Source organism: Trichlorobacter sp. (assembly GCF_034008105.1).
In the GTDB taxonomy this organism is placed as follows: Bacteria; Desulfobacterota; Desulfuromonadia; order Geobacterales; family Pseudopelobacteraceae; genus Trichlorobacter.
Genome location: NZ_JAVEPN010000003.1, coordinates 28,337 through 50,494, shown reverse-complemented (window position 1 = coordinate 50,494; position 22,158 = coordinate 28,337). Strand labels below are relative to the sequence as shown.

The window sequence follows — 22,158 nt, the reverse complement described above, 5'->3', positions numbered from 1 at the left end:
CTTACACCTCCCCGTCAAACATGTTGCTTAGAAACTCCGGTTCAATCTGGCGGATCTTCAAGGTCTTGGTGATGCCGCCTTCCTCCTCGGTGCCGGTGATGATCGAAGGGATGTTGTGGTCGCCGTTGATGTAGACCACGTCGAACTCGCTATCACGAGGGTTGATGGCGTACTTGTCGCAGACACGCTCCAGCTCGTCGTACCCCACCTGTTCACAATCGCGCCACAGCACCAGGGCCTTCTCGCCGGTGGATAGCGTGCCGGTAACGGCAACAAAACCTCGATCCAAATGGGCGTCTATCTGCTTCACCTTTAGTCCGATCAGGTAATTGAAGGTCTCCACCAGATCAATGGTGCACTCTTCACAGGCCCCGGCAGAATCTACCGCAACCTTGAGGGTGCAGTTGAACGGCTTGCGGAAGGAATCCACCGAGAGGATGGAACCCTGGGATTCGATGTTGAGCAGGTAGCGCAGCAGGTAATCGTCCTGGGCATCCGGTGAAAGGGTATCCAGCAGGCTTTGCTGCTCATCGGTGCGTTTAAGCTGCAGGTTGTTAAGGGTGTCTTCGTAGCTCTCAATCTTGAGAACTTTGAAGGCATGGGAGATGCCGGTTTCCGGGTCGGTGGCCTGGCCGTTTTGCCAGTCAGCAGAATAGACCACCTTCATAACTCTAGCCTTCAGGACAGAATTAAAATATCCACCTTGTTCAATAAGAATGTATTTACGATTTGTTTTATCTTCGCGGTTGCATGTTATTACAGCGTGCGCTGTAGTGCCTGACCCGCCAAAATAATCGATTACCATTCCGTTATTATCAGGACATCCAATACGAATACTATCTGCCACAGCATCTACTGCTTTGGGGAAGTCAAATTCAACATCTGCTGTAAAAAGATCTCTTAACGTTCTGGTTCCATTATCACGAGCTGAGTATTGTGTTTTATCCCACCAAGTTCGTGGCAGCACTCCAGCAATATTCAAGTATTTTCTGCCGTATATCTCAACTCTGTCACCTACCTGTTTTGCAAGCAGTGTATGCAACTGTTGTGAAGTCCGTTCTATTCCCCATCTCCAAACCTTCTCATTATTTCCAGAATCAATCGGCCAAACTACTTTCTCAAAGGAATCATGCATATCAATGACATCATATCTGTTTAAAGATTCGCGCCACACAAGACCAGGCATTCTAATTTTCATCGTAGTTTCATTTACATACAGTGGAAAATGTTGTTTTGGTCTGCTTAGCCTATCAGAACCCGCACTGCTTTTTCTGAAATTTTCCCATTCATATGCTCCATGCTCATCCTCTAAATCATAACGGTTTCTTTGCGCATCACTATGCTGTAAACGGCCAACCTGCGGAGATTTAGAGCTAGCACTATAGAAAAGTCCAAACTCATGATTAACCGAAAATCCTTTTACCGTTGAACGGCCGGAAGGGTTGTTTCTTATGACAACCGTAGCGAGATGATTTTCCTCGCCAAACTCCGAGTCAAGCAACTTCCTTACGTTTGAATGTTCATAATCATCAATGGTTAAAATATGGACGCCATCATCACGCAAAAGGCGCTTTCCAAGTGGAAGTCTCGAATTAACAAGCGTAACCCATGAGGAATCTCTATAACCATTCTTATAAGCGATTACGGTAGCGTCAGTGTTGTAGGGGGGGTCAATGTAGATGCTATTTGCTTTTTCCCGATACCGCTCCTGCAGCAGGTTCAACGCCTGAAAGTTATCCCCGTGAATCAGCAGGCCGTCCAGTGACTCATCCAGGTTGTCAATCGCCCCCAGCAGCTTGTTCTTGAAGCCCATATCAAACAGCGCCGTCTCCACCATCAGGAACGGATGGGCCTGCAGGTGGTCTACGGCACGGCTAGCCCCCTCTGCAAGCATCCCCAGCCGGTCCCACTGTTCCCATTGCCTTTCATTGGCGGCTATCGCCTCCAGCAGCTCCGGGGCATCCCTGATCACCCGGTCCAAGGTGATGCAGTAGTGGGTTGCCACCACAAACTTCTTCTTCAGCCAGAGTTTTTTCTGAAAATCCTCCAGTTGAGCCAGAAAGGTAATCAGATCCAGGGCAATGGCCCGCAGACACTGGATCATCCGCAGGTTTTTCTCGATGTCGCTAAACTTCTCCGCATGCTGGACATCATCCAGGTGCATGACCTCGTTTTTGATGTAGAAATCCAGCTCGCCCCGTAGGAAACGTCCCAGATCCTTATGAATGAAGTAGTCTGCCGTGTTGCGCTGGGTGTAGGTGGTCAGGTGTTTTTCCAGCAGGGTGCGCTGCGGGTTCTTCTCGGTCGGTTCACGACGTGAGAGTTCCGGCCAGCGTGCTGCCACTGCCGGTTCATCCAGTACCGCCTGTACCGCCTTGCTCACCACGGCATCTTGCTTGGTCCCCTTGGGCATGGAACGGTACTCAAAACGGATCAACAGCTCGCCATGCTGCTCCTCCACCGGCAGCAGCTCTTCTTCGTACTCCTCACCATCCTCGTCAACCAGCAGGCGGGTCTGCTGCTCCAGCAGCACAAAGCAGCGTTCCTTGTCGTTATCCTTGCGGTTGTCCTTGGCAGTATCGGCGGCCACCAGACGGAAATTGACAGTGCGGCCATCGGCCAGCTTGAAGCTGTAGTTGGCAAAGGTTTCACCGCTCTTGGTGTAGTACTGGTCCTTGTTGGCCCAGTGCAGCACCACCTCTTCACCGGCGTAGGGGATGGCGTAGGTATCCCCCTTGAAACGGCGTTGGCTGATGAAGTCGCCCTTGTCGTAGTAGCGGGAGAAGAAGGTCAGCAGGTGGGAAAAGACCGCATTTTCATGGTCAGCCGCACCCGTGCCCTGTTCAGCGATCCGTTGCCGCAGCTCCTGCACCTTGGGGACCGTGTCAGGCTGTACGCCGAGCGCTTCTGCATTCTTAATCGCATCGGCCAGTTCTTTCTTGAGTTGCGCAAGGCCGGCAGTACCGGCCTGGGCAAGGGAATCCTGCACCCGTGCCTTGAGGCGCTTGTCCAGATAGTCGTTGATCTCGCTGGCCCGTGCTCCGATGATCCGGTAGATGCCGAAATCCAGCTCAGGCCGGTCAATCTGGAATATCTCCCGCAGTTTGGCGGTCAGGTCGTCATATTTGCTCATACTGTCAAGCTCCTCCGGTTAGACCACTGTCCAGCCAATGGTGAACAGCCGCTCCCGTTTAGTTTTCTGTGTCATCTGTTGTTCCAGCCGGGCAATCAGGGCATCACGCCTTTCGATGATCTGGTCCTCGACGTCGAAGATCCGCTGCCGCTGCTTGCGCTGTTTCTTCTCCAACTCCACAATCTGTTTCTGCAGCTCCACCTGCTCGGTGGTGGTTGCCGCCTGCCGCGCCTGACGGTTCAGCAGCTTCAGCCTGGCCTTGGTCTCTTTCAGCTCCTTTTCAGAGGCAAGCACCAGGTCATCGGCCCATTTTTCCAGCTTTTCCCGCTCTTCCTGAAAATGGCGGTTACTGGTCTCCAGCGCCTTGGCAATGGTTGCCGCTGCGTGGCGTTCGGTTTCAGCGGTAAGCCGCTGGGTGGTGGCCTTCAGGTCAGTTGGCTGGCTGATCTCTGCCCTGCACTGGAACAGCTTCTCGCACTGCTCATGGTCAAGGGGGGGGCCGTCAGCACGGAATGCGCTGAACAGCAGATGTTCTTCAGTAGCAAAGGAGGTGATGGTGAGCCGCTCCAACGCCAGAACGCCGGAATGCCCCTTGAGCGCCTCTACCATCGCAATCTTGGTGGGGTGGCTGCTGATGTCAAAACAAAGCATCGCTGCCGGGGTTGCCTGCTGCAAGGCGCTGTCGAGCACGTATTCGCCCAGCGGGTGGGAGAGGCGGTAGAGGAAGGCGCCTTCAATGTTGTGACGGCTTTTGCTGATAAGATGATAGCGGCCCTGCGGAACGGCTGTCGGAGGGGTCTTCAGGTCGAACGCCAGCTCTTCGTCATCAAAAAGGGCCTGCTGATTGAGCACGATTTTCGTGACGGCCCAGAACAATTTGCTGAAGCGGTCAAGCTGATGACGGGTCTGGTCCAGCCTCACCTTTAAGCGGGAGTGGACATCCTCATCAAAATGCTCCAGCAGTGTCTGCCGGGTTTCACTCATGCGGTTGGCAATGGCCTGTTCCATCTCGGCCTGTAACGCGGCAAAGGCCGCCTCAATCTCTCCGGTGCTGCGGCACTCCTGGTAGATGCTCAGGATACGACGTTCAAAATCAACGCCGGTCTCGATGCTGCCCAAAACCTCGTCCGATGCGCCAAAGACACCGGAGAACAGGTTGAACTTTTCGGTCAGTAGCTCGTAGACCCGACGGTCGGCATCGTTGCGCTCATTGAGGAAGTTGATCACCACCACGTCATGCTTCTGGCCGTAACGGTGACAACGTCCGATCCGCTGCTCGATCCGTTGCGGGTTCCAGGGCAGGTCGTAGTTAATGACCAGGGAGCAGAATTGCAGGTTGACACCCTCTGCTGCCGCTTCGGTGGCCAGCATGATCTCGGCTTTGTCACGGAAATGCTCAATCAGGGCAGTCCGGCGGTCGGCAGTTCTGGAGCCGCTGACCCGTCCGGTATCCGCATTATCTTTGAGCCACTGTTCAAAGATGGCGTTACTGTCAGGATCAGTGTTGCTGCCGTTGAAGAGCACGATCCGTCCGGCAAAACCGTTGGCCTCAAGGAAGGTCTTCAGGTAGTCCTGTGTGCGCCGGCTTTCAGTGAAGATCAGCGCCTTGCGGCACGCCCCCATCTTCTCCATCTCATCAAAGCCGATCTCAAGCGCGGTGCAGAGGGTACGGGTCTTGGTATCGACACCGATCTGTCGTGCCTGGGCGATGAAACCGTCCAGCTCGGCGATTTCTCCATCAAGCTGCGTGCGGTCGATGGCCTGCTGCTGTGGCTCTTCCTGGAGGCTGTCTTCAGTGTCTGCTGTCTCGACTTCCTGTTCCTCTTCCAGAAAATCATCCCCCAGCTCATCCCCCTCAACCAGCTTCTCAAGCAGATTTTCCGGTTCGGGCAGCCCGGCACGCAGCGTCTCAAGGCGCTGTTTGATGGTTTCCAAGGTGCCCGCTACGGCTTGTGTAGAGGAGGCCAGCAGCTTGCGTACGATCAGGGTGGTAAGGGTGCGCTGTCGATCCGGAATGGCATAGGTGTCGGCACGCTGCAGGAAATTTGATATGGCTTCGTAGAGCGACTGTTCCTGATCTGATGGATGAAACGGGCGGGTGATGGCACGACGTTCTGTGTACTGGATGTATTCCAGCACCTGTGAGCGCAGGGTGCGCTTGGCAAAACCGGCCAGCCGCCGTTTGAGCGCATCCAGGTCGGCAGTACTGCCGGTGTACTGCTCGCGGAATGACGGCAGATCACCAAAGATCTGCTCATCAATCAGGGTAGACAGTCCGTACAGCTCCAGTAGCGAGTTCTGCAGCGGAGTGGCGGTAAGCAACAGTTTTTTGCGTTCCTCAAGTGCCCAACGGATACCTTGCCCCATACGGTTACTGGGACGATAGGCATTACGCAGCTTGTGCGCTTCGTCAATCACCGCCAGATCCCAGGGGACCAGCTTCACCAGCTCTTTTTGCAAGGTGGCAAAGTTAAGCGACGTGATGACGATGCTGTCGGCATTGAACGGATTGTCGCTCCCGCTCCGCAATGCCTCCTTGAATGACTTGGCCTCAAGGATCACCGACGGCAGGTTGAATTTTTCCGCCAGCTCCAGACTCCACTGCTTACGCAACGCAGCCGGGCAGATGACGATCAGACGCCGACGCCGTTCCGCCCAATACTGGCAGAGCACCAGCCCGGCTTCAATGGTCTTGCCGAGGCCGACTTCATCAGCCAGCAGGACCCCTTTGGATAATGGCGAACGGCAGGCAAACAGCGCAGCCTCGATCTGGTGTGGATTCAGATCAACCGAGGCATCGAACAGCGACATAGAGAGCTGATCTATGTCACCAGAGCCGGAGCGTCGCCGCAACTCGGCAGCGTAATATTTGGCATGGTAGGGGGTGGACAACGGGCAGTTACCGCCGGACTTGATTTCAATTTTTAAGCCGTCGGTACTATAAGAAATACTTGATTTTAAGTAAAGCAATGCTTGGTGTCAGCGCTCTCCGGTTATCGTTACTCTACGATCCATCGGAGCGTGACATGGGAACCATCTTGACCAGCAAACAAATTGGTTGGAAGCTGAGGAAACTTCGCCAGCAGGCAGGCTGGACGCAGGAGTATTTGGCAGAAAAAATCGGGGTGAGCACCCAGCAGATTCAAAACTATGAATCCGGCACCAACAAGCTTAATACTGATCGTCTGCAGCAACTTGCACAGACGCTTGATGTGCCGGTACAGGCCTTCTTTACTGACGAGGCAGAACCCTACCCATTGGCTGTCTCTGAAAAACTGCTGCTAGATTCTTATCGCGCCATCCCGAACCGTGATATCCAGGAATCGATTCTCAAAATTACGGCTAATGCGACCAAGAACAGCTAAACAGAGGCAGCAGGGAAGGTAATCAGTCCTGATGGATGAGCTGAAAACACAATAGTTGTTCAAGTAAATCTATTCTGCTATCCTCCCCAAATCATCTATTCACCTGCCTTTTGTGACTGAGGTGGTCGGGTTAGTGAGGCAGAACAAAAAATGGATACACCCCCCTCAAAAAAATCGATTCTCTTCACCGGTATTCTACCCGTACTCAAAGAGCAGAGCGCCTACTTTTCCCTCGCCACCATCAAGCGAGCCCTGACTGACGCAGAAATTGGGCTTGCCGACGATATGCTCCTGGGGTACATGAGCGAGACTATGGCATTCGACAGTTGGCTAAAATTACCGGTGCAATGGGTAAGGCTATAGTTGATTCTTCTGAAGTCATTGCTGATGACGAATCCGATGAGGATGACGACTTTGATAACCCTTGACCAACTGACAAACATAATCGCCAAAGGTGAACAGCTTGACGTAGAGTTCAAATCCGACCGGCGAACAATGCCTGACCGCGAGATTTACGAAGAGGTCGTTTCTCTGGCCAACAGTAAAGGCGGTGTTCTCCTGATCGGCGTTGAGGACGACGGTGCGATAACCGGTGCCCGTCCCCGGCATGGCGATGTTACTGATCCACCAAAACTCCAGTCGGCAATTTTCAACAATACCGTTCCGAGTATCAACACCCGCATCTCAGTTGTCAGGCACGATCTGGGGCCGGTCATTGCCATTGAGGTTGATCCATACCCGGAGCCCTGTTCCACCAAATCAGGTAAAGCGTTGCACCGTACCATTAAGTCTGACGGCAAACCGGAAAGCGCTCCATTTTATCCCCGAGACCAACGTTCACGTAGAGTTGACCTGGGGCTGCTGGACTTTACGGCACAGGTTCTTGAACAGCTCACTTTTGCTGATCTTGACCCACTGGAATTTGAGCGGTTACGGCAGGAGATTGTCCGCCTGCGCGGGGACAGAAGCCTGCTTGAGCTGTCCAACGAAGAGATCGCCAAGGCGCTTCGTCTTGTGGAGACCCGCCACAACAGGCTTGTTCCCAATGTTGCCGGGCTCCTGCTGCTTGGCAGAGAAGAGATTATCGAAGAGGTTATTCCAACCCATCAGGTGCATTTTCAGGTTCTTGACGCACAGGCCAACGTAAAGGTGAATGATCCATTCAGGGCTCCACTTCTCAAAACCCTCCAGGAAATAGGCGCTCGCTTTGCAGCCCGTAATGAGGAGAAAGAAATAACCATCGGCATGCTCAGGCTACCGGTGCCGGATTATTCCCCTAGCGGCTTCCGTGAGGCGGTCAACAATGCCATCCTGCACCGTGATTATACTCGGCTTGATGATGTCTATATCCAGATGCACCATGATCAGATGCTTATTGCCAGCCCAGGCGGTTTCCCGGAGGGTGTAACCGTTGATAACCTGCTTGTGCATGAACCAAAACCCAGAAATCCCAGGCTTGCGGCAGCCTTCAAGCGGATCGGCCTGGTTGAGCAGACAGGACGAGGGGTTGACCGGATATTTGAAGGGCAACTCCGTTATGGCCGCCCGGCTCCTGATTATGCCCGCAGTGATACCAATGGAGTCCGTGTCATACTGAATGGTGGTGAACCGTCTCTCAAGTTTGCCTCTTTTGTGTATGAAGAGGATAAGGCTGGCAGGCCGTTTGTACTGGATGAGCTGATTGTTTTGAATACGCTCTTTGTCCAGCGGAGAATTGATTCTGAGCAGGTTTCAAAGGTTATCCAGAAAGGCCCATCAGAAGGTAAGAGAGTTTTGGAGCGTCTGCTCGAACGAGGTCTTATAGAGGCGCGTGGCGAAAAACGGGCAAGGATTTATCATCTGGCAGTGAGCCTCTATAACCGCCTTGATGATGTCTCAGGCTATGTGAGGACCAAGGGGTTTGACAAGATACAGCAATACCAGATGGTGCTCTCAGCCTTGGATGCTAAAAAAGACAAACGGATCACACGGGAAGATGTTGCTGAGCTGTGTAAGGTCACCCCTGCCCAGGCATACCACCTGTTAAAAAAGATGACTAAGGATGGCAAGTTAGAGCTTAATGGTAATGGGCGAGGCTCATATTACACTGCTAAAACGCACGGCTAAACGCACGTAATAATCGCCAAACGCACGGCCGTGTGTTTATGTGTGATTACTTCATAAATACAAATAAATGCAGCTAGTTGATGAGCTGCTAAAGGCAAGGGAACTACATAAATGGCAATGACCGTTGAAATCAAAGACAACAAGCTCTGTATCGAAATTGACCTGGAGAAACCAGCACCGTCAGCGTCTGGCAAAACGCTGGTCGTTGCCAGCACACGCGGCAATGCCGTAACAGACGTTATGGTTGACGGCAAACCGGTTACAATTGGGCTGAATGCGTATATCAAACCGTAGAGATAGTGTGTCCACGAGAGTAAGCTCAAAAATGTATCAGATTGAAGAGTGCAGGATATTTTGTCCCGATGGCTCCTCGCCACCCGGATGGATGGGGACTTGGACACACCAGGAGCCTTACGGAGTAAAAGGCTGACGATCTTTATTGCAGAGGAACAGTATGGAAAGCCACACCCTTGATGAAGCTGCACGGATATTGACCCCCTCCGCTGATTACCTCCAGAAAACACTTGAACAACTGCGCAACAAAATTCTGTTTTCCGGTAAAGCTCACCCGATTTTGAAACCATGCGTATTTTTCCCGGAACCAATATCGTTACGCATATTCAACAGGTATGGAATAATCAATAAATGCGAAGTTGACTACAAAAGGAAAACAGTTCCTGTGCCTTGCAGTGATGGTCGTACACGCGACTGCTCATACGATTCTGCAAACATACCGGGGCTTTTTCAGCTTACCTTATTCCCTGAATCTTTTGACACTACCGAATCCAAAGAATCAGGCCGTATTCAACTTTTCAGAGAAAAAGCAGTTTTTGCGGATTGTTTGGCAAATTTTTCAATTGATATGGCAGTCGGTTGGATAATGAATGGTTGGCAGCATTTCAATGAACTTAAAAACAAGTGGGAACCTGAGACCCCACCAGAAGTAAAAAGAACAAAATCTCATGTCAGGGGAAAGATAGGCGAGTGCGTAATACTTACCCAAAATGGTGTTCATTATCTGGTGGATAGCCCTGTCAGTATCCCGCTTTCAGACATTCGGATAACGGACAAAATGCTTACGGAGTATGCCGCCAGCGAAGGTATCAAGCTCCCGCCAAAAATGACACCTGTACCGACAATAGATCAAGCCGCAAAGCAAGTTACCGTTGATTTCGACATCCAAGACTACCTCCCCGTCAGATTCCTTGATTTCTATACCGGTGGGAAATTAGGCCCTGAAACCACGGCTCTCTGTTTTGCTCACAAGCAGGGTATTGACTGGAATCGACGGATGGAAACGGAGGACAAGCTGACTGCCTATCACTGGCAGTATGGGAAAACTACGGCGATAAAACGGACGGAATGGGAATCTGTACTTCATTCAATAAAATCTCTTTCAGAGCGGTACAACAAGACCGAGAGGCATTTTGACGAATGGCGCACAGCAGCCTTGAAACTACTTCCAGTTGCATTTGTTCGACGCAGTGAATTTGACGCTGCATATCAACGCGCCATGTCACCGGAGCGGATTACCTTTTTAGATCAATCACGAGGTTTCGAGCGCCTTACAGGTGATGAAGATAAAGAGGCAAGGCAGACGACCGACACGCCTTATATTCCTACTGAGCTTTTGGATATTGTGTTTGAAGGTTTTAACGTATCCCCCGCAACTTTCCACAGCTCACCAGAACAGACGGCACAGAAGGCCACACAATCAGTCAAGGAAAAGAAAGAAGCGACAACGACAGACAACAGCAAGAAAATGTCAGCACTGAAAAAAGGAAAGATCAAAGCCAACTCAAAAGCTGTGGACAAGTTATTGGCCGCTTATCACGGTGACACGGGGAAAAAAGCCTCAGATCACAACGACCTCCTGCGGCACATGCGAGAGCACCCGACGCTGTACCCATTGGCGGGATTTGGCAAAGACGGTGACGTAGATAGGTATTTCTGGTTAAAGGTTTCCTCTGGTGCAGCAAAAGAGCATTTTTCCAAGAAGCAGATTGTTAGAAAAATAGTAGCCCGGCTGAAAAACAACGAATATCTCACCAAAGAGTCCCTAGTAGAAAAAAACATGTAACAAAAACGAATCATAAAACTTGTGCAAACAGACAGAAAGGCCGTGAAGATCTTACTTCGCGGCCTTATTTTTATTTTGCAATAACGGGACAGAAACGCCGATTTTGTCATCGTTATTGTTGTTCAAGTTCCTGTAATTGCGATGCTTTTTGTTGACCATCGTGTTTCGTTCGCTATGATCGGAATTAACAGAAGTGCGCGCTCCTGATTTTCGATGCAAAAGGATGAATGTATGACTGACAGAATTATTCGTGAACCTGAACGACGACAGATTACCGGGCGCTCGGCAGCATCGTGGTGGAGAGATGAGCGGGCTGGCAAGGCGCCCAGCAGGGTAAGGATTGGGGACAACGCCGTCGGTTGGCGGCTCAGCGACATTAAGGCATGGCTTGAATCCAGGTTGACCGTCACGCCGGAGAACGCAAAGCCGGTTGCCCCAGGCGCAAAGCGTGGCAGACCCCGCAAAAATAGGGCGGAGGTGTAGCCATTATGAGACCAGATCACATCAAAACAACTGATATTGACCTCTCATCAGCCATCATGACCCTTACCGAGATACGCCCAGTGCTATTTCCCGGACGCAGCCCAGGAGACCCGGTAGAGATTGTGTTTTCAGCAAGTGACGAGATCAGGCTGATTGCCCAGCGGTATGCCACCGGAGAACTGCTTGCGCCGGTTAAGCGTTTGGCTACCTGGCGTAATACTTTGTACCGCTACATCAAGGAAGTTGAGCGCACACGGCGGGAGGTTGCCCTATGAATTGCGACCTTCACACCGCAGCAGAAAACGCCTGCAATGAGATCAGCGTGATGTTCCGTACAGTCCCCACAGACGGTAAATTTTATCAGCTGGATGTCGTTGGTAAAACAACCCGCAATGGCGCAGGCCGGATCAGGCTCTTTCCTGATGGTGAGGGTGGCCAGGTTTGGAACCACATCACCGACGACACCCGTCTATTTTGGACATCAAGTGATCAGCCACTTACTCCAGCCGAGGCAGAAGAGCGTAGACGTAGGGCAAAAGAGGAGCGGGAGAAAGCTGAACGTGCGTTTGACGATGCACGGCAGAAGGCCGCAGCACTTGCCGTTGAAGTATGGAAAGTTTCAACACCACCGGTTGCCTCGCTGTATTGGCAACGGAAACAGGTAGAGCCGACTGACACCATCCGCGAGATTCCACTTGATACACTTGTGGAGCTTATTGGTTACCACCCGAAGGCTAAGGGAAAGCAGTTCTCCGGAGGTATGGTTCAGATTATCCCGGTACGTGGTGACAAGGGCATCAGCAGCATTGAGATGATTGACGAGACTGGCCTCAAAGCCGGTCTCGCTGATGGCCAGAAGCGCGGATGTTTTTGGGCTACTGGTAAGTTGCCAGACGGAGATGGTAGTGGCCTTACCTTTGGTATTGGGGAAGGTGTTGCAACAATGCTGACCTACAGCATGGCAACCGGCAACGTGGGGATTGCAGCATTATCCTGCGGTAACATTAAGGCAGTGGCGGAACTGATCCATCAGAAGTATCCCAAAGCCAGAACCATGATTGTCTCTGATATTGGCAACGGAGAACAGGCGGCCCTGGAGGCGGCACGTTCTGTCAATGCCTTGCTTTTCAAGCCGTCACTTCCAGACGGTAGTGCCGGGAGCGACGCCAACGATCTCCATTGTGAGCTGGGCATTGCAGAAGTTAGGCGTCAGATAGAGACGGCAATCTCGCGGACTGGCGCTTTATCAGGTGCTGCCGATCTCTGGCCCCAGCCTGTGCTGTTTGGTGAAACGCAAACTCCGGATATTCCAACGTCACTGCTACCTGGATGGCTCGGTGATTATGCCGGGGCGGTAGCCGCCAACACCCAAACACCACCAGCCATGTCAGTGATGATGGCCCTGCCTGTCATAGCGGCATGTGTCCAGAAGCGTTTTCAGGTGGCCAGGACACCGGAGCATGTCGAGCCGTTGGCGTTATGGACGGTCACCGCACTGCCGCCAGCCAGCCGTAAAACTGCCGTGGTCAATGCCTTTACCGGACCGCTTTCAGCATGGGAAAAGGAGCAAGCGGATCTTGGCAAAGGAGAGCGGTCACGGGTGGCGGTGGCCCGTTCGATACTAGAGGATCGTATAAAATTGATGCAGTCGAAAGCCGCTAAAACCGACAGCGCAAATGATCGTATCGCCTTGATAGAAGAAGCTGCGCGGATTCAGGAGGAGTTGCCTGACATACTGTACGCCCCCCGTGTGTTCACGGCAGACGTGACACCAGAGCGCCTGCAGGACCTGATGATGGAACAGGGTGAGCGCATGGCGCTGTTTGCCGATGAGGGGGGTATCTTCTCCATCATGGCCGGTCTCTACAGTGGCGGTAAGGCCAACATCGACATTTTTCTTAAGGGTCATGCCGGAAGCGCCGTCCGAGTTGACCGCCAAGGACGCATGGCCTACCTTGACGAACCGGCCCTGACCTTTGGCCTCTGTATTCAGCCGGACATTATTCGCAGCCTGTCTGAAACATCCTTCCGGGGCAACGGATGTCTGGCGCGGTTTCTTTTCTGTCTACCCGCCTCTAACATTGGTACACGAACGGCTGGGTCGATACCGATTCCTCAGACGGTTAAGGCCGCCTACCAGGAGGGCATACGTGGTCTGTTGAATATACCGCCGCTCTTGAATGATCAGGGTAAGCAGAGCGCCCGGACGCTTACCCTTGATCCTGGTGCCATGCAGGCGTGGGAAAATTTCTTCGTGTTTTTGGAGGCCCGAATGGGTGATGGGAAGGATTTGGAGCCGATCCAGGACTGGTCTGGCAAACTGGCTGGTGCGGCATTACGTGTTGCAGGACTTATGGCCGTGGTTGAACAGGGGGAGGCAACCATCACCATCAGTGAAAAGGTTATGCGCAAGGCCCTTGAGCTGTCTGAACTGCTAATTCCCCATGCAAAGGCGGCCTTTGATCTGATCGATGGCGGTACTTCACAGAACGACGCCAAACATGTGTATCGCTGGATTCTGGAAAAGGGTGCATTAACCTTTAGACGTCGGGATGCTCAGCAGGAGTTGACCCGTTTTCGTGAAGTTGACCGGTTGGAAAAAGCGCTTGGCTCTCTAGCTAAACGCTACATCGTGTCAGAACCTGAAAAAATCAGGTCCGCATCCGGGAAGGGGATGGCCTCTGTGGTCTATCATGTGAATCCAGCAGTATTTGAGCATTAGCGATGGTACAACAGTTACAACACTTACAACACTATAGGCTTTCGTGGTCTCATTCTGTTGTAAGTGTTGTAACTGTTGCAGAACATTATTATCAATGAAATGGCATGCACGGGAGGGGGAGTCCACCGGATAACTTGTAGATAATTCTCCTTTTTTCTTCCTTTTTTCATAGCATAGCCGTTGCTATCCATTGCTAATATGTCAGCATTTGTCACCATTTTTCAGGCTCGCCCTGACGCCTTAACGGAGCTTAACAGTAAGCGCTGGAATGTTAGTAAAAGTTAGGTGTTTTGAGCTTGGCCCTGCGTATTCATGGCGAAGTCATTTTAGGAAAAGTCAGCAGTTTTTGGGGGACGGTAGCAAGCGGCAAAAGTACAACTAAAGTACAACTATTTTAGAAATAAAGAAAAAGCACCTGCAGCCAATTTGCTGTAGGTGCCTGTTTTGATTGGCGTCCCCGAGACGATTCGAACGTCCGACCCCTTCCTTAGGAGGGAAGTGCTCTATCCAGCTGAGCTACGGGGACTCAAATGATCTTTTTCCGCGCTGGCTTCGTTTGCATCAGGTTTGCTTGTGCTACGTACACGCTAGTACGTCTCCGCGCAAACCCTCTGCAAGCCTGGCCAACACGAAAAAATCTTCATTTGTTACTTTTTTGAAAGGCTTACGTCGTCGCCTGGTGATTATCTGAAATCTGTCATCGTTATAGACAACATTTTTTGTGGATTGATTTCGTTTGTATCAAAACTGCAGCAGGGAGTAAACCTTTCCCTCCGGCAGGCGTTTGCGGCCCTCCAGGAAGGTGAGTTCGGTCATGAAGCAGCATTCGACGATATCGCCGCCCTGTTGTTTGACCATGTCCACCACGGCTGCCATGGTGCCGCCGGTGGCCAGCAGGTCGTCGGCGATCAGGATCTTTTCACCCGGCTTGATGGCGTCTTTGTGAATCTCCAGGGTGTCGGTGCCGTATTCCAGCTGGTAGGTCTTGCTGAAGGTTTCCGAGGGCAGTTTGCCTGGCTTGCGTACCAGCACAACACCGGCCCCCAGCTTGTAGGCCAGCACCGAGCCGATGATGAAGCCCCGCGCCTCAACCCCCACCACCTTGTCGATCCGCTGACCGATGTAGCGGTGGGCCAGCAGGTCCACCATGCGCTGGTAGGATTTGGCATCCTGCAGCAGGGTGGTGATATCCTTGAAGATGATCCCCTTTTTGGGGAAGTCCGGGATATCGCGGATGATATGTTTCAGGTCGTCCATGCTGGCTCCTTGCGTGGTCATATCAGGCCTGGGCCGCAAAGGCCTTCAGCTTTTCAAGCGATTTGGCCTCAATCTGGCGGATCCGTTCGCGAGTGACACCGAAACTCTGGCCGATGGTGTCGAGGGTTTGCGGTTCCTGGTCGTAGAGTCCGAAGCGCAGTCCCAGGATGACCCGCTCACTTTCGCTGAGTTTCTCAAAGTGCTGGGCGATCAGCTCATACTTGTCGAGATTTTCCAGAAGTTCTGACGGTGAGACCACCGAGCTGTCTTCGATGGTGTCGATCAGGAAGTAGTCGTTGCCGTCGCCGATCGGGGTTTCGATGGAGCAGGTGCGTTTGAGCAGTACCATCAGGCGCCGCACGTAGGCCGGCTTGGTCTTCATGGTGTCGGCCACTTCCTGTACTGACGGTTCGCGGTGCAGTTGTTGGGTGAGCTGACGTGAGATGCGCAGCATCCGGTTGATGTCGTCGGAGACATGCACCGGCAGGCGGATGGTACGGGATTGATTGACCAAGGCCCGTTCGATGGACTGGCGGATCCACCAGGTGGCGTAGGTGGAAAAGCGGCATTCCTTGGCCAGTGAGAAGCGTTCCACCGCTTTCATCAAGCCCAAGTTGCCTTCTTCGATCAGGTCGAGGAACGGCAGGCCACGGTTGACGTAGCGTTTGGCAATCTTGACCACCAGTCGCAGGTTGGATTCGATCATCTTGTTGCGGGCGGCGCGATCGCCCTGTTCAACCTTGCGAGCCAGCTCCTTCTCGCCTTCAGGGGTCAGGAGCGGTGTCTTCTGGATGTCACGCAGGTAGATTTTGATAGCGTCATCGAGGTGTTCTGCTTCGGGCAACGGCAGCTCTTCAGCGCTGGTCTCTTCCTCATCCGCTTCAGCCTCGGCCTCGGCGGCAAAGTCGAGGGGCGGCTCCTGCTCATCAAGAGCTGGTACCAGCAGTTCCGGTTCGTTGTAGCTTGCAGAGCGGCTCATGCGTTTCTCCTTAGGCAGCGGTTTGCCAGCCCTGCTGGCCAATCAACGGCACAAAGCGGCAGCCAGCGCCGGTTTCGCTGGTCAGGCTGCCGTCGGCTTGCTTGCGAATCCGCAGGATGGTCTGGTTGGCCGCGTCGCCCACCGGGATCACCAGACGACCACCGGGGGCTAGTTGCTGGGCCAGGGCCTCCGGCACGGCCGGTGCGCCGGCGGTCACCAGAATGGCGTCGAAGGGCGCCTCCTCGGGCCAGCCCAGGGTGCCGTCACCCACCTTGATATTGACGTTGAGCAGGTGCAGCGCGTCCAGCACCTTGCGGGCCTGCATGGCCAGCGGGCGAATCCGTTCAATGGTCCAGACCCGGCGGCAGAGCGACGCCAGCACGGCGGTCTGGTAGCCGGAGCCGGTGCCGATCTCCAGCACATGGTCCTGGGGCTTCAGTTCCAGCAGTTCGCTCATCAGGGCCACCATGTACGGTTGGGAGATGGTCTGCTTCTCACCGATCGGCAGGGCGCCGTCGTTGTAGGCCTGATCAGCCATAGCTTCCTGGACGAACAGGTGGCGCGGAATCTTGAGCAGGGTCTCGATCACCCGCGGCGAACTAATGCCGCGTGCAATGATCTGTTCCTGCACCATCCGTTTACGGGCTATCTCAAAACGTTTCAATGCCCCTCCCAAGGCCCGGATTCAGGGGGCATACGATAGCAGAGCAGCGGTCGGTTGTCCAGTGTCATGGGGCTCCGAACTGCCATGTCTGCAGGGTCTGCATGCTGCGGTAGTTGGTCAGGTCGAGATGCAGCGGGGTAACGGAGATATGCCCCAGCCCCACGGCGTGAAAGTCGGTGCCTTCGTCGTCCAGAAAGCTGGGTTCCTCGCTGCCGATCCAGAAGTACTTGCGGCCCCGCGGATCCACCTTGTCGATAATCTTGCCCACGAAGGAGCGTTTACCCTGACGCGTGATCCGCACCGGCTTGATCTGGTCAAAGGGCAGGTTGGGGACGTTGACGTTGAGGAAGGTGTCTTCCGGCAGGCGGTTGCGGGTCAGCTCGGTAGCAACCTGCAGCGCGACGCGGGCCGCATCGGGAAAGTGATCGCTGGGCCCGTAGGTGGCCAGTGAGACTGCAATGGCCGGGATCCCCATCAGGTTGGCCTCCATGGCGGCGGCCACGGTGCCGGAATAGGTGATGTCATCACCCAGGTTGCCGCCGTGGTTGATGCCGGAGACCACCAGGTCGGGCGGCGTGTCCAGCAGGCTGTGAATGCCCATGTTGACGCAGTCGGTGGGGGTGCCATCCACGGCAAACCAACCGGGCCGCAGCTCAAATACCCGCAGTGGTGAGTGCAGCGTCAGCGAGTGGCCGGCGGCACTGCGCTCCCGGTCCGGCGCCACAACAGTCACATCGCCCAGTGCCTGTAGCGCCTCGGCCAGGGCCTTGATGCCTGGCGCGGCGATGCCGTCGTCGTTGGTTACGAGAATCTTCATGGCTTTAACCCCTTTGGAATGCGGCGGTTATGGCAGAAAACAGTCATAAAATCAAGGGTGCAGGCGGCTATTTAACTGTTTACAAACGCAGCACGAGCAGGTAGATTGGCACTCTGTAATTTCAAAACAACATTTTGTTTGGAGGGATACGGCTATGAAAGCAGTGTTGATGGATGGTTTTGGCGGGGTGGAGGTGCTCAAGGTGGGCGAGGTGGAAACACCGGTTCCCGGCGAGGGTCAGGTGCTGGTGAAGGTCTATGCCACCACGATCAACCGTCCCGATCTGGTGCAGCGTGAGGGTAAATATCCGCCGCCGCCGGGCGATTCCGAGATCCTGGGCCTGGAAGTGGCCGGCACCATCGAGGCGTTGGGGGCAGGCGTTTCCGGTTGGAAGGTGGGCGATCGGGTGATGTCGCTGGTGGGTGGCGGCGCCTACGCCGAGTTCGCCGTGGCCTATGCCAGCCACTTGATGCCGATCCCGGAGGGCATGAGCTTTGAGGAGGCGGCCTGCGTCTGCGAATCCTACATCACCGCCTTCTCCAACCTGTTCATGATCGGCGGTCTCAAGGACAACAATACCACCATCATCCACGGCGGCGGTGGCGGGGTTAATATGGCCGGCGTACAGCTCTGCAAGGCGCTGGTACCCAACACCAAGATCATCGTCACTGCCCACCCCAGCAAGATCGAGCGGGTCAAGGGAATGGGGGTTGATCTGGTGGTTGATTTCACCACCACCCCTGATTTTTCCGAGGCGGTCAAAGAATTTACCAACAAAAAGGGAGCCGACGTGATCCTGGACCATGTGGGCGCCAAGTACCTGGCCCCCAACATGAATTCGCTGGCCTATGCCGGACGACTGGTGATCATCGGCATCATCAGCGGCATCAAGGCCGAGCTGAACCTGGCCCTGATGATGGTCAAGCGTCAGCAGATCATCGGCAGCGTACTGCGTTCACGGCCGGTCAAGGATAAGGCCGCCATAGTGGCCGAGTTCACCAAGACCGCCCTGCCCAAGTTTGCCGACCGTACCATCGTGCCGATCATCGAAAAGGTCTTCACCATCGATCAGGTGGTGGAAGCCCATCGCATGATGGAAGAAGACAAGCACTTCGGCAAGATCGTCTTAAAGATCCAGTAGCCGATGCCTGACCCGCTGGCAAACTACCGCAGTCTGCTGGCCAAGGTGGATGACCTCTGCCGGGGGATCGAAGATCGCCTGGGTGACGCCATCACCTGTCATGCCGGTTGTTCCTCGTGTTGTCTGGCCATCTCGGTCTTTCCGGTGGAGGCGGTGGCCATGATCGCGGCGGCCGATCGTCTGCCGGCCGAGGAGTTGCGACAGTTGAAGGCCCATCTGGCGGCTTGGTCGCCGGAGGACGAGCATTGTCCTCTGCTTGCGGGCGAGCGGTGCCTGCTGTACGAGGCGCGGCCGATCATCTGTCGCACCCATGGTCTGCCGATCCTGCTGGTGGAAGGTGAGCAGCGGCGGATTGACGTCTGCCCCAAGAACTGCCAGGGGATCGATCATCTGCCCGGTGAGGCGGTGGTTGATCTGGAGCGGTTGAACACCCTGCTGGCGGCGGTTAACGCCCTCTATCTGCGGGAATTCGGCATCCGGCTGCCGGAACGGATTCCGATCAGCCAGTTGGCGGAGATGCTGCCCTGAAACAGAAACGGGACGGTCGTGATGACCGTCCCGTTTTTTGCATCGAGCATCGACTCAATCTTACAGGCCGTTTATCTCCCGGTCCTTGGGATAGTCCACCACGATCTCGTAGCTGAACTCCTTCTTCTCGCCCGCCGCCAGTGGCAGCTTCCAGGACAGCGTGCCGTCATCTTTCTTCTCGCTGGGCTGGAGCGTTACATCAGTCAAACTGACCGTGATCTCGCTGTCGCCAGCCAGGGGCAGCTGATCCTTAATGGTGATGGTCTGGGGCTGCTTGCGGAAGTTGGTTGCCTCAAGCCGGTAGCGATAGCCCATCCGGTTCTTGCCGAACAGCCCCGCCTCCTTGTGCTGTTTCAGCTCCTCCCGCTTGACTGTCAACTGATCGTCGCTGCCGAAGGGCAGGGTGAACTTCTCTCCCACCGCCACCTTCTTCAGGGTGGCACTGCCGGTAAAGGTGTTGCCGGTGAAGATCCTGATCGGACCGGCTAACAGCGGATAGCTGGCCTGGTTAACCAGCTCGGCAGACAGGTAGACCGTCGGGCTCAGCTTGGGCACTGCCAGATAGTCGGTGCTGACCGGCAGTGTGCTGATGGAAATCACGCTGCTCTGCAGGCTGCCGTCGCTGGCAACATCCACCGGTTTGGGGATTACGAAGCTGACCGAGGTGGCCTCGCTGGCAAGCTGGGCGGTCTGGACAGCGGCCTCCTCCTCCTCTGGTTCTTCCTCCGGTGCCGCCATGGTCAGCGCCTTGTTGTCCATCTCCATAAATGCTGATTTTGCGCGGCTTTCATAGTAACGGGGAGCCGCGGCTGGGGGCGGTGGACGCCAGAAGGCGATCCGCCACGGTTTCAGTTCCGGCGGCGCACCGCCGCTGGCAGGGCGGGCGGTGGAGAGGGTCAGGGCGACGTTGTTCCAGTCCTCGCCGGTCTGCTGGCGCACCTGGGCCCGGTAGGTCAGCTGGGCGCTGCCGCCATCGGGCATCAGGCGGACATCGTAAGCCGGCGTCCAGCTGGCCCGGCTCACTACGCCGGACAGGTTGAGGGTGAAACTGCCTTCGCGGGTTACCTCCAGGGTCACCTCCGCCGTCTTCATCTCTTTGCGCAGTGAGCCGCTGGCCTCGCGCAGTTCCCGCCGCAGGGCGTCGATCCTTTTCTTCAGTTGCAGCTTGTCGTTTTCGATGTCCAGCGACTGTTCTTCTATCTTGGCGATGCCTGAGGCCACAAAGCCGGCCGCATCCTGCAGCTCGGCCGCAGAGGGCCTGCCGATGGCCAGTTCCTTGGAGAGCCGGTCGCTCCAGGCCACGCGGATCGACTCCAGGAAGGTCTTCTGGGCGCTTAAGCCTGCCTTTTTGGCGTCCAGACCGCCCACCTTGCGCTCCAGGTCGCGAATCTCGTCCTCCAACTCCTTGGCCCGTTTTTCAGCGGTCTGCTCCAGGAACCTGCGCTTGATCTCGACGCCGGCAACGGTGACCCGCGCCGTGCCGTTACCCTCCACCCGGATCGAATCGTCCTGCAGCAGCACCGGCAGCCCTTCCAGGGCCACGATCTGGGTGCCGGTTTTGAGGTTGACGGTGGCGCTGCGCATGGTCTGGGCTCGGTCCTGGTAGACCGTGACTGCGGTGATGCGTGGGGTGAGCGCACTGCGTTGGGGCGTTGCCGCCAGTGACAGGGCCGGCGTCGTCAGAGCCAGCAACAGTAGGATGGGTATGATCTGCATGGTGAACCTCCCTTGGGGATCGGTAGGGAGAAGTATAGCAGGGTTACGCGCGATTGCCAGCGGCAGTGATCAGCGTCGGGAGAGCTCGGTAAGCAGCTGCAGTAATGACGTCTCGTCAAGTCCGCAGCACTCAATGGCCAGCGTACGCAGGGCAGCGGGCAGCGGCGCGCAGATGGTCAGCTGCCGGTGTTCGGTGGGGTGCTGCAGGATGGTGCGGAAGGAATGCAGGGCAATGCCGGGCAACGACGGCAGGGGGACGGCGTTGTAGCGCTTGTCGCCCAGCACAGGATGGCCCACCAGCGAGAGATGGCGGCGTATCTGGTGGGTGCGGCCACTGACCGGCTCCACCAGCAACAAGGCGTTGTGCTCGCCGACAGCAAGGCACTGGTAGCGGCTTAGGGATTCTTTGCCGTCCAGGGCGGCGTCGATCTCCCCCGAGCCCTCCAGTCGGCCTTCAACGACGGTCAGGTACCATTTATCCAGCCCTTCTTCCTTGACCTGCCGGCCCAGCATGCCGGCGTTGCTGGAGCTGGTGGCCAACAGCACTACGCCTGAGGTGCCGCGGTCCAGGCGGTTGACCGGATAGGCGCGGGTCGGGTGGTTACTCCGCTTTTCGAGCCAGGCTGAGGCCAGATCCACCAGGTTTTCGTCTACCTCGGCCGCCGGGTGCATGGCCAGACCGGCCGGTTTGTTGAGCACCAGCAGGTGGTCGTCCTGCCAGAGTATATCTATAGGAGGATGTGGCCTGTTCAGCTGCTCCATGACCTGGCCGCTTTCCTTAAGGCTGATGATGTCGCCCGCGCTGAGCAAAACATCAGGGGTAGCGGCGCCGCCATTCAGGCGGCAGGCGTTTGATTTGATCAGCTTGCGGCAGTAGGCCAGCTGGGCCGCCGGCAGCAGTCGTTGCAGAAAGCTCTCCAGCCGGCGGCAGTGGTCGTCGGGGGTGATGGTGTAGGTGAGCATCGCTTACAGTCCAATGCCGCGGTCGCGCATCAGGTGCTGCAGCGATCGGTCGTAGCTGCGTTCCCCTTCGGCGCTAAAGAAGCAGGCCGTGGCCTCGCCCCGCTCACGGTGGTAGGCCACACACTGGCAGCAATTGCCGCGGCGGGGGCAGCCGGGGTAGGTACATTTGCAGTTGTCGCCGGTGCGGTCGCAGGCTGGCATGGT

General features: G+C 55.2%; 18 protein-coding genes and 1 tRNA gene. 9 read left to right on the top strand and 10 right to left on the bottom strand.

Translation table 11 applies throughout. The features are described 5' to 3' along the window. Window position 1: 1 nt before the first annotated feature. Together RBQ93_RS02740 and RBQ93_RS02735 are read right to left on the bottom strand one after the other, a co-directional pair. Window positions 2-3,133 (bottom strand): site-specific DNA-methyltransferase, encoded by a 3,132-nt coding sequence (locus tag RBQ93_RS02740; protein WP_320370479.1) that lies wholly within the window; start codon window positions 3,131-3,133, stop codon window positions 2-4. An 18-nt stretch (window positions 3,134-3,151) separates the two neighbouring features. Continuing rightward, a complete protein-coding gene (locus tag RBQ93_RS02735) occupies window positions 3,152-6,025 on the bottom strand; it encodes an SNF2-related protein (protein ID WP_320370478.1) in 2,874 nt (957 codons plus the stop codon). 134 nt (window positions 6,026-6,159) lie between these two features. Between RBQ93_RS02735 and RBQ93_RS02730 the strand changes: the two genes are divergently transcribed. From RBQ93_RS02730 to RBQ93_RS02705, 7 genes are all read left to right on the top strand, one after another. Further along, window positions 6,160-6,498: a helix-turn-helix transcriptional regulator gene (locus tag RBQ93_RS02730; protein ID WP_320370477.1), complete on the top strand. Its 339-nt coding sequence runs from the start codon at window positions 6,160-6,162 to the stop codon at window positions 6,496-6,498. Between the two features lie 387 nt (window positions 6,499-6,885). After that, a complete protein-coding gene (locus tag RBQ93_RS02725) occupies window positions 6,886-8,604 on the top strand; it encodes an ATP-binding protein (protein WP_320370476.1) in 1,719 nt (572 codons plus the stop codon). Between the two features lie 111 nt (window positions 8,605-8,715). Next, the gene (locus RBQ93_RS02720) at window positions 8,716-8,898 is read left to right on the top strand and encodes a hypothetical protein (RefSeq protein ID WP_320370475.1); all 183 of its coding nucleotides are present in this window, start codon (window positions 8,716-8,718) and stop codon (window positions 8,896-8,898) included. Between the two features lie 160 nt (window positions 8,899-9,058). Next, window positions 9,059-10,684 (top strand): hypothetical protein, encoded by a 1,626-nt coding sequence (locus RBQ93_RS02715; RefSeq protein WP_320370474.1) that lies wholly within the window; start codon window positions 9,059-9,061, stop codon window positions 10,682-10,684. 213 nt (window positions 10,685-10,897) lie between these two features. Continuing rightward, entirely contained in the window at window positions 10,898-11,167 is a 270-nt protein-coding gene (locus RBQ93_RS12420; RefSeq protein WP_413818348.1) for a helix-turn-helix transcriptional regulator, read from the top strand. A gap of 5 nt (window positions 11,168-11,172) precedes the next feature. Further along, window positions 11,173-11,442: a hypothetical protein gene (locus tag RBQ93_RS02710; RefSeq protein ID WP_320370473.1), complete on the top strand. Its 270-nt coding sequence runs from the start codon at window positions 11,173-11,175 to the stop codon at window positions 11,440-11,442. Further along, window positions 11,439-13,889 carry a DUF3987 domain-containing protein gene (locus tag RBQ93_RS02705; RefSeq protein WP_320370472.1) on the top strand — a complete coding sequence of 817 codons (2,451 nt, stop codon included), beginning with the start codon at window positions 11,439-11,441 and terminating at the stop codon, window positions 13,887-13,889. Before RBQ93_RS02710 ends, RBQ93_RS02705 begins: the two co-directional genes overlap by 4 nt. Before the next feature lie 449 nt (window positions 13,890-14,338). Here RBQ93_RS02705 and RBQ93_RS02700 read toward each other — a convergent pair. The 5 genes from RBQ93_RS02700 to surE all read right to left on the bottom strand — a co-directional run bounded on the left by RBQ93_RS02700 (window position 14,339) and on the right by surE (window position 17,606). Beyond that, window positions 14,339-14,415: transfer RNA gene (locus RBQ93_RS02700), tRNA-Arg, on the bottom strand. Window positions 14,416-14,630: 215 nt separating this feature from the next. After that, window positions 14,631-15,146, bottom strand: a complete 516-nt coding sequence (locus RBQ93_RS02695; RefSeq protein ID WP_320370471.1) for an adenine phosphoribosyltransferase — start codon at window positions 15,144-15,146, stop codon at window positions 14,631-14,633. Between the two features lie 22 nt (window positions 15,147-15,168). Beyond that, window positions 15,169-16,125, bottom strand: a complete 957-nt coding sequence (locus RBQ93_RS02690) for an RNA polymerase sigma factor RpoD/SigA (protein ID WP_320370470.1) — start codon at window positions 16,123-16,125, stop codon at window positions 15,169-15,171. A 10-nt stretch (window positions 16,126-16,135) separates the two neighbouring features. Continuing rightward, window positions 16,136-16,759: a protein-L-isoaspartate(D-aspartate) O-methyltransferase gene (locus RBQ93_RS02685; RefSeq protein ID WP_320370591.1), complete on the bottom strand. Its 624-nt coding sequence runs from the start codon at window positions 16,757-16,759 to the stop codon at window positions 16,136-16,138. A 94-nt stretch (window positions 16,760-16,853) separates the two neighbouring features. Next, window positions 16,854-17,606, bottom strand: a complete 753-nt coding sequence (surE, locus tag RBQ93_RS02680; protein ID WP_320370469.1) for a 5'/3'-nucleotidase SurE — start codon at window positions 17,604-17,606, stop codon at window positions 16,854-16,856. Window positions 17,607-17,760: 154 nt separating this feature from the next. Between surE and RBQ93_RS02675 the strand changes: the two genes are divergently transcribed. Together RBQ93_RS02675 and RBQ93_RS02670 are read left to right on the top strand one after the other, a co-directional pair. Then, complete coding sequence (locus tag RBQ93_RS02675) at window positions 17,761-18,747, top strand: NAD(P)H-quinone oxidoreductase (RefSeq protein ID WP_320370468.1); 987 nt, start codon at window positions 17,761-17,763, stop codon at window positions 18,745-18,747. 3 nt (window positions 18,748-18,750) lie between these two features. Next, window positions 18,751-19,275, top strand: coding sequence for a YkgJ family cysteine cluster protein (locus RBQ93_RS02670; RefSeq protein ID WP_320370467.1), 525 nt, complete (start codon window positions 18,751-18,753; stop codon window positions 19,273-19,275). A gap of 60 nt (window positions 19,276-19,335) precedes the next feature. Here RBQ93_RS02670 and RBQ93_RS02665 read toward each other — a convergent pair whose 3' ends face one another. The 3 genes from RBQ93_RS02665 to RBQ93_RS02655 all read right to left on the bottom strand — a co-directional run bounded on the left by RBQ93_RS02665 (window position 19,336) and on the right by RBQ93_RS02655 (window position 22,155). Continuing rightward, the gene (locus RBQ93_RS02665) at window positions 19,336-20,991 is read right to left on the bottom strand and encodes a mucoidy inhibitor MuiA family protein (RefSeq protein WP_320370466.1); all 1,656 of its coding nucleotides are present in this window, start codon (window positions 20,989-20,991) and stop codon (window positions 19,336-19,338) included. 69 nt (window positions 20,992-21,060) lie between these two features. Continuing rightward, the gene (locus RBQ93_RS02660; RefSeq protein ID WP_320370465.1) at window positions 21,061-21,954 is read right to left on the bottom strand and encodes an RluA family pseudouridine synthase; all 894 of its coding nucleotides are present in this window, start codon (window positions 21,952-21,954) and stop codon (window positions 21,061-21,063) included. 3 nt (window positions 21,955-21,957) lie between these two features. Next, entirely contained in the window at window positions 21,958-22,155 is a 198-nt protein-coding gene (locus tag RBQ93_RS02655) for a DUF6485 family protein (RefSeq protein ID WP_320370464.1), read from the bottom strand. Window positions 22,156-22,158: the final 3 nt, after the last annotated feature.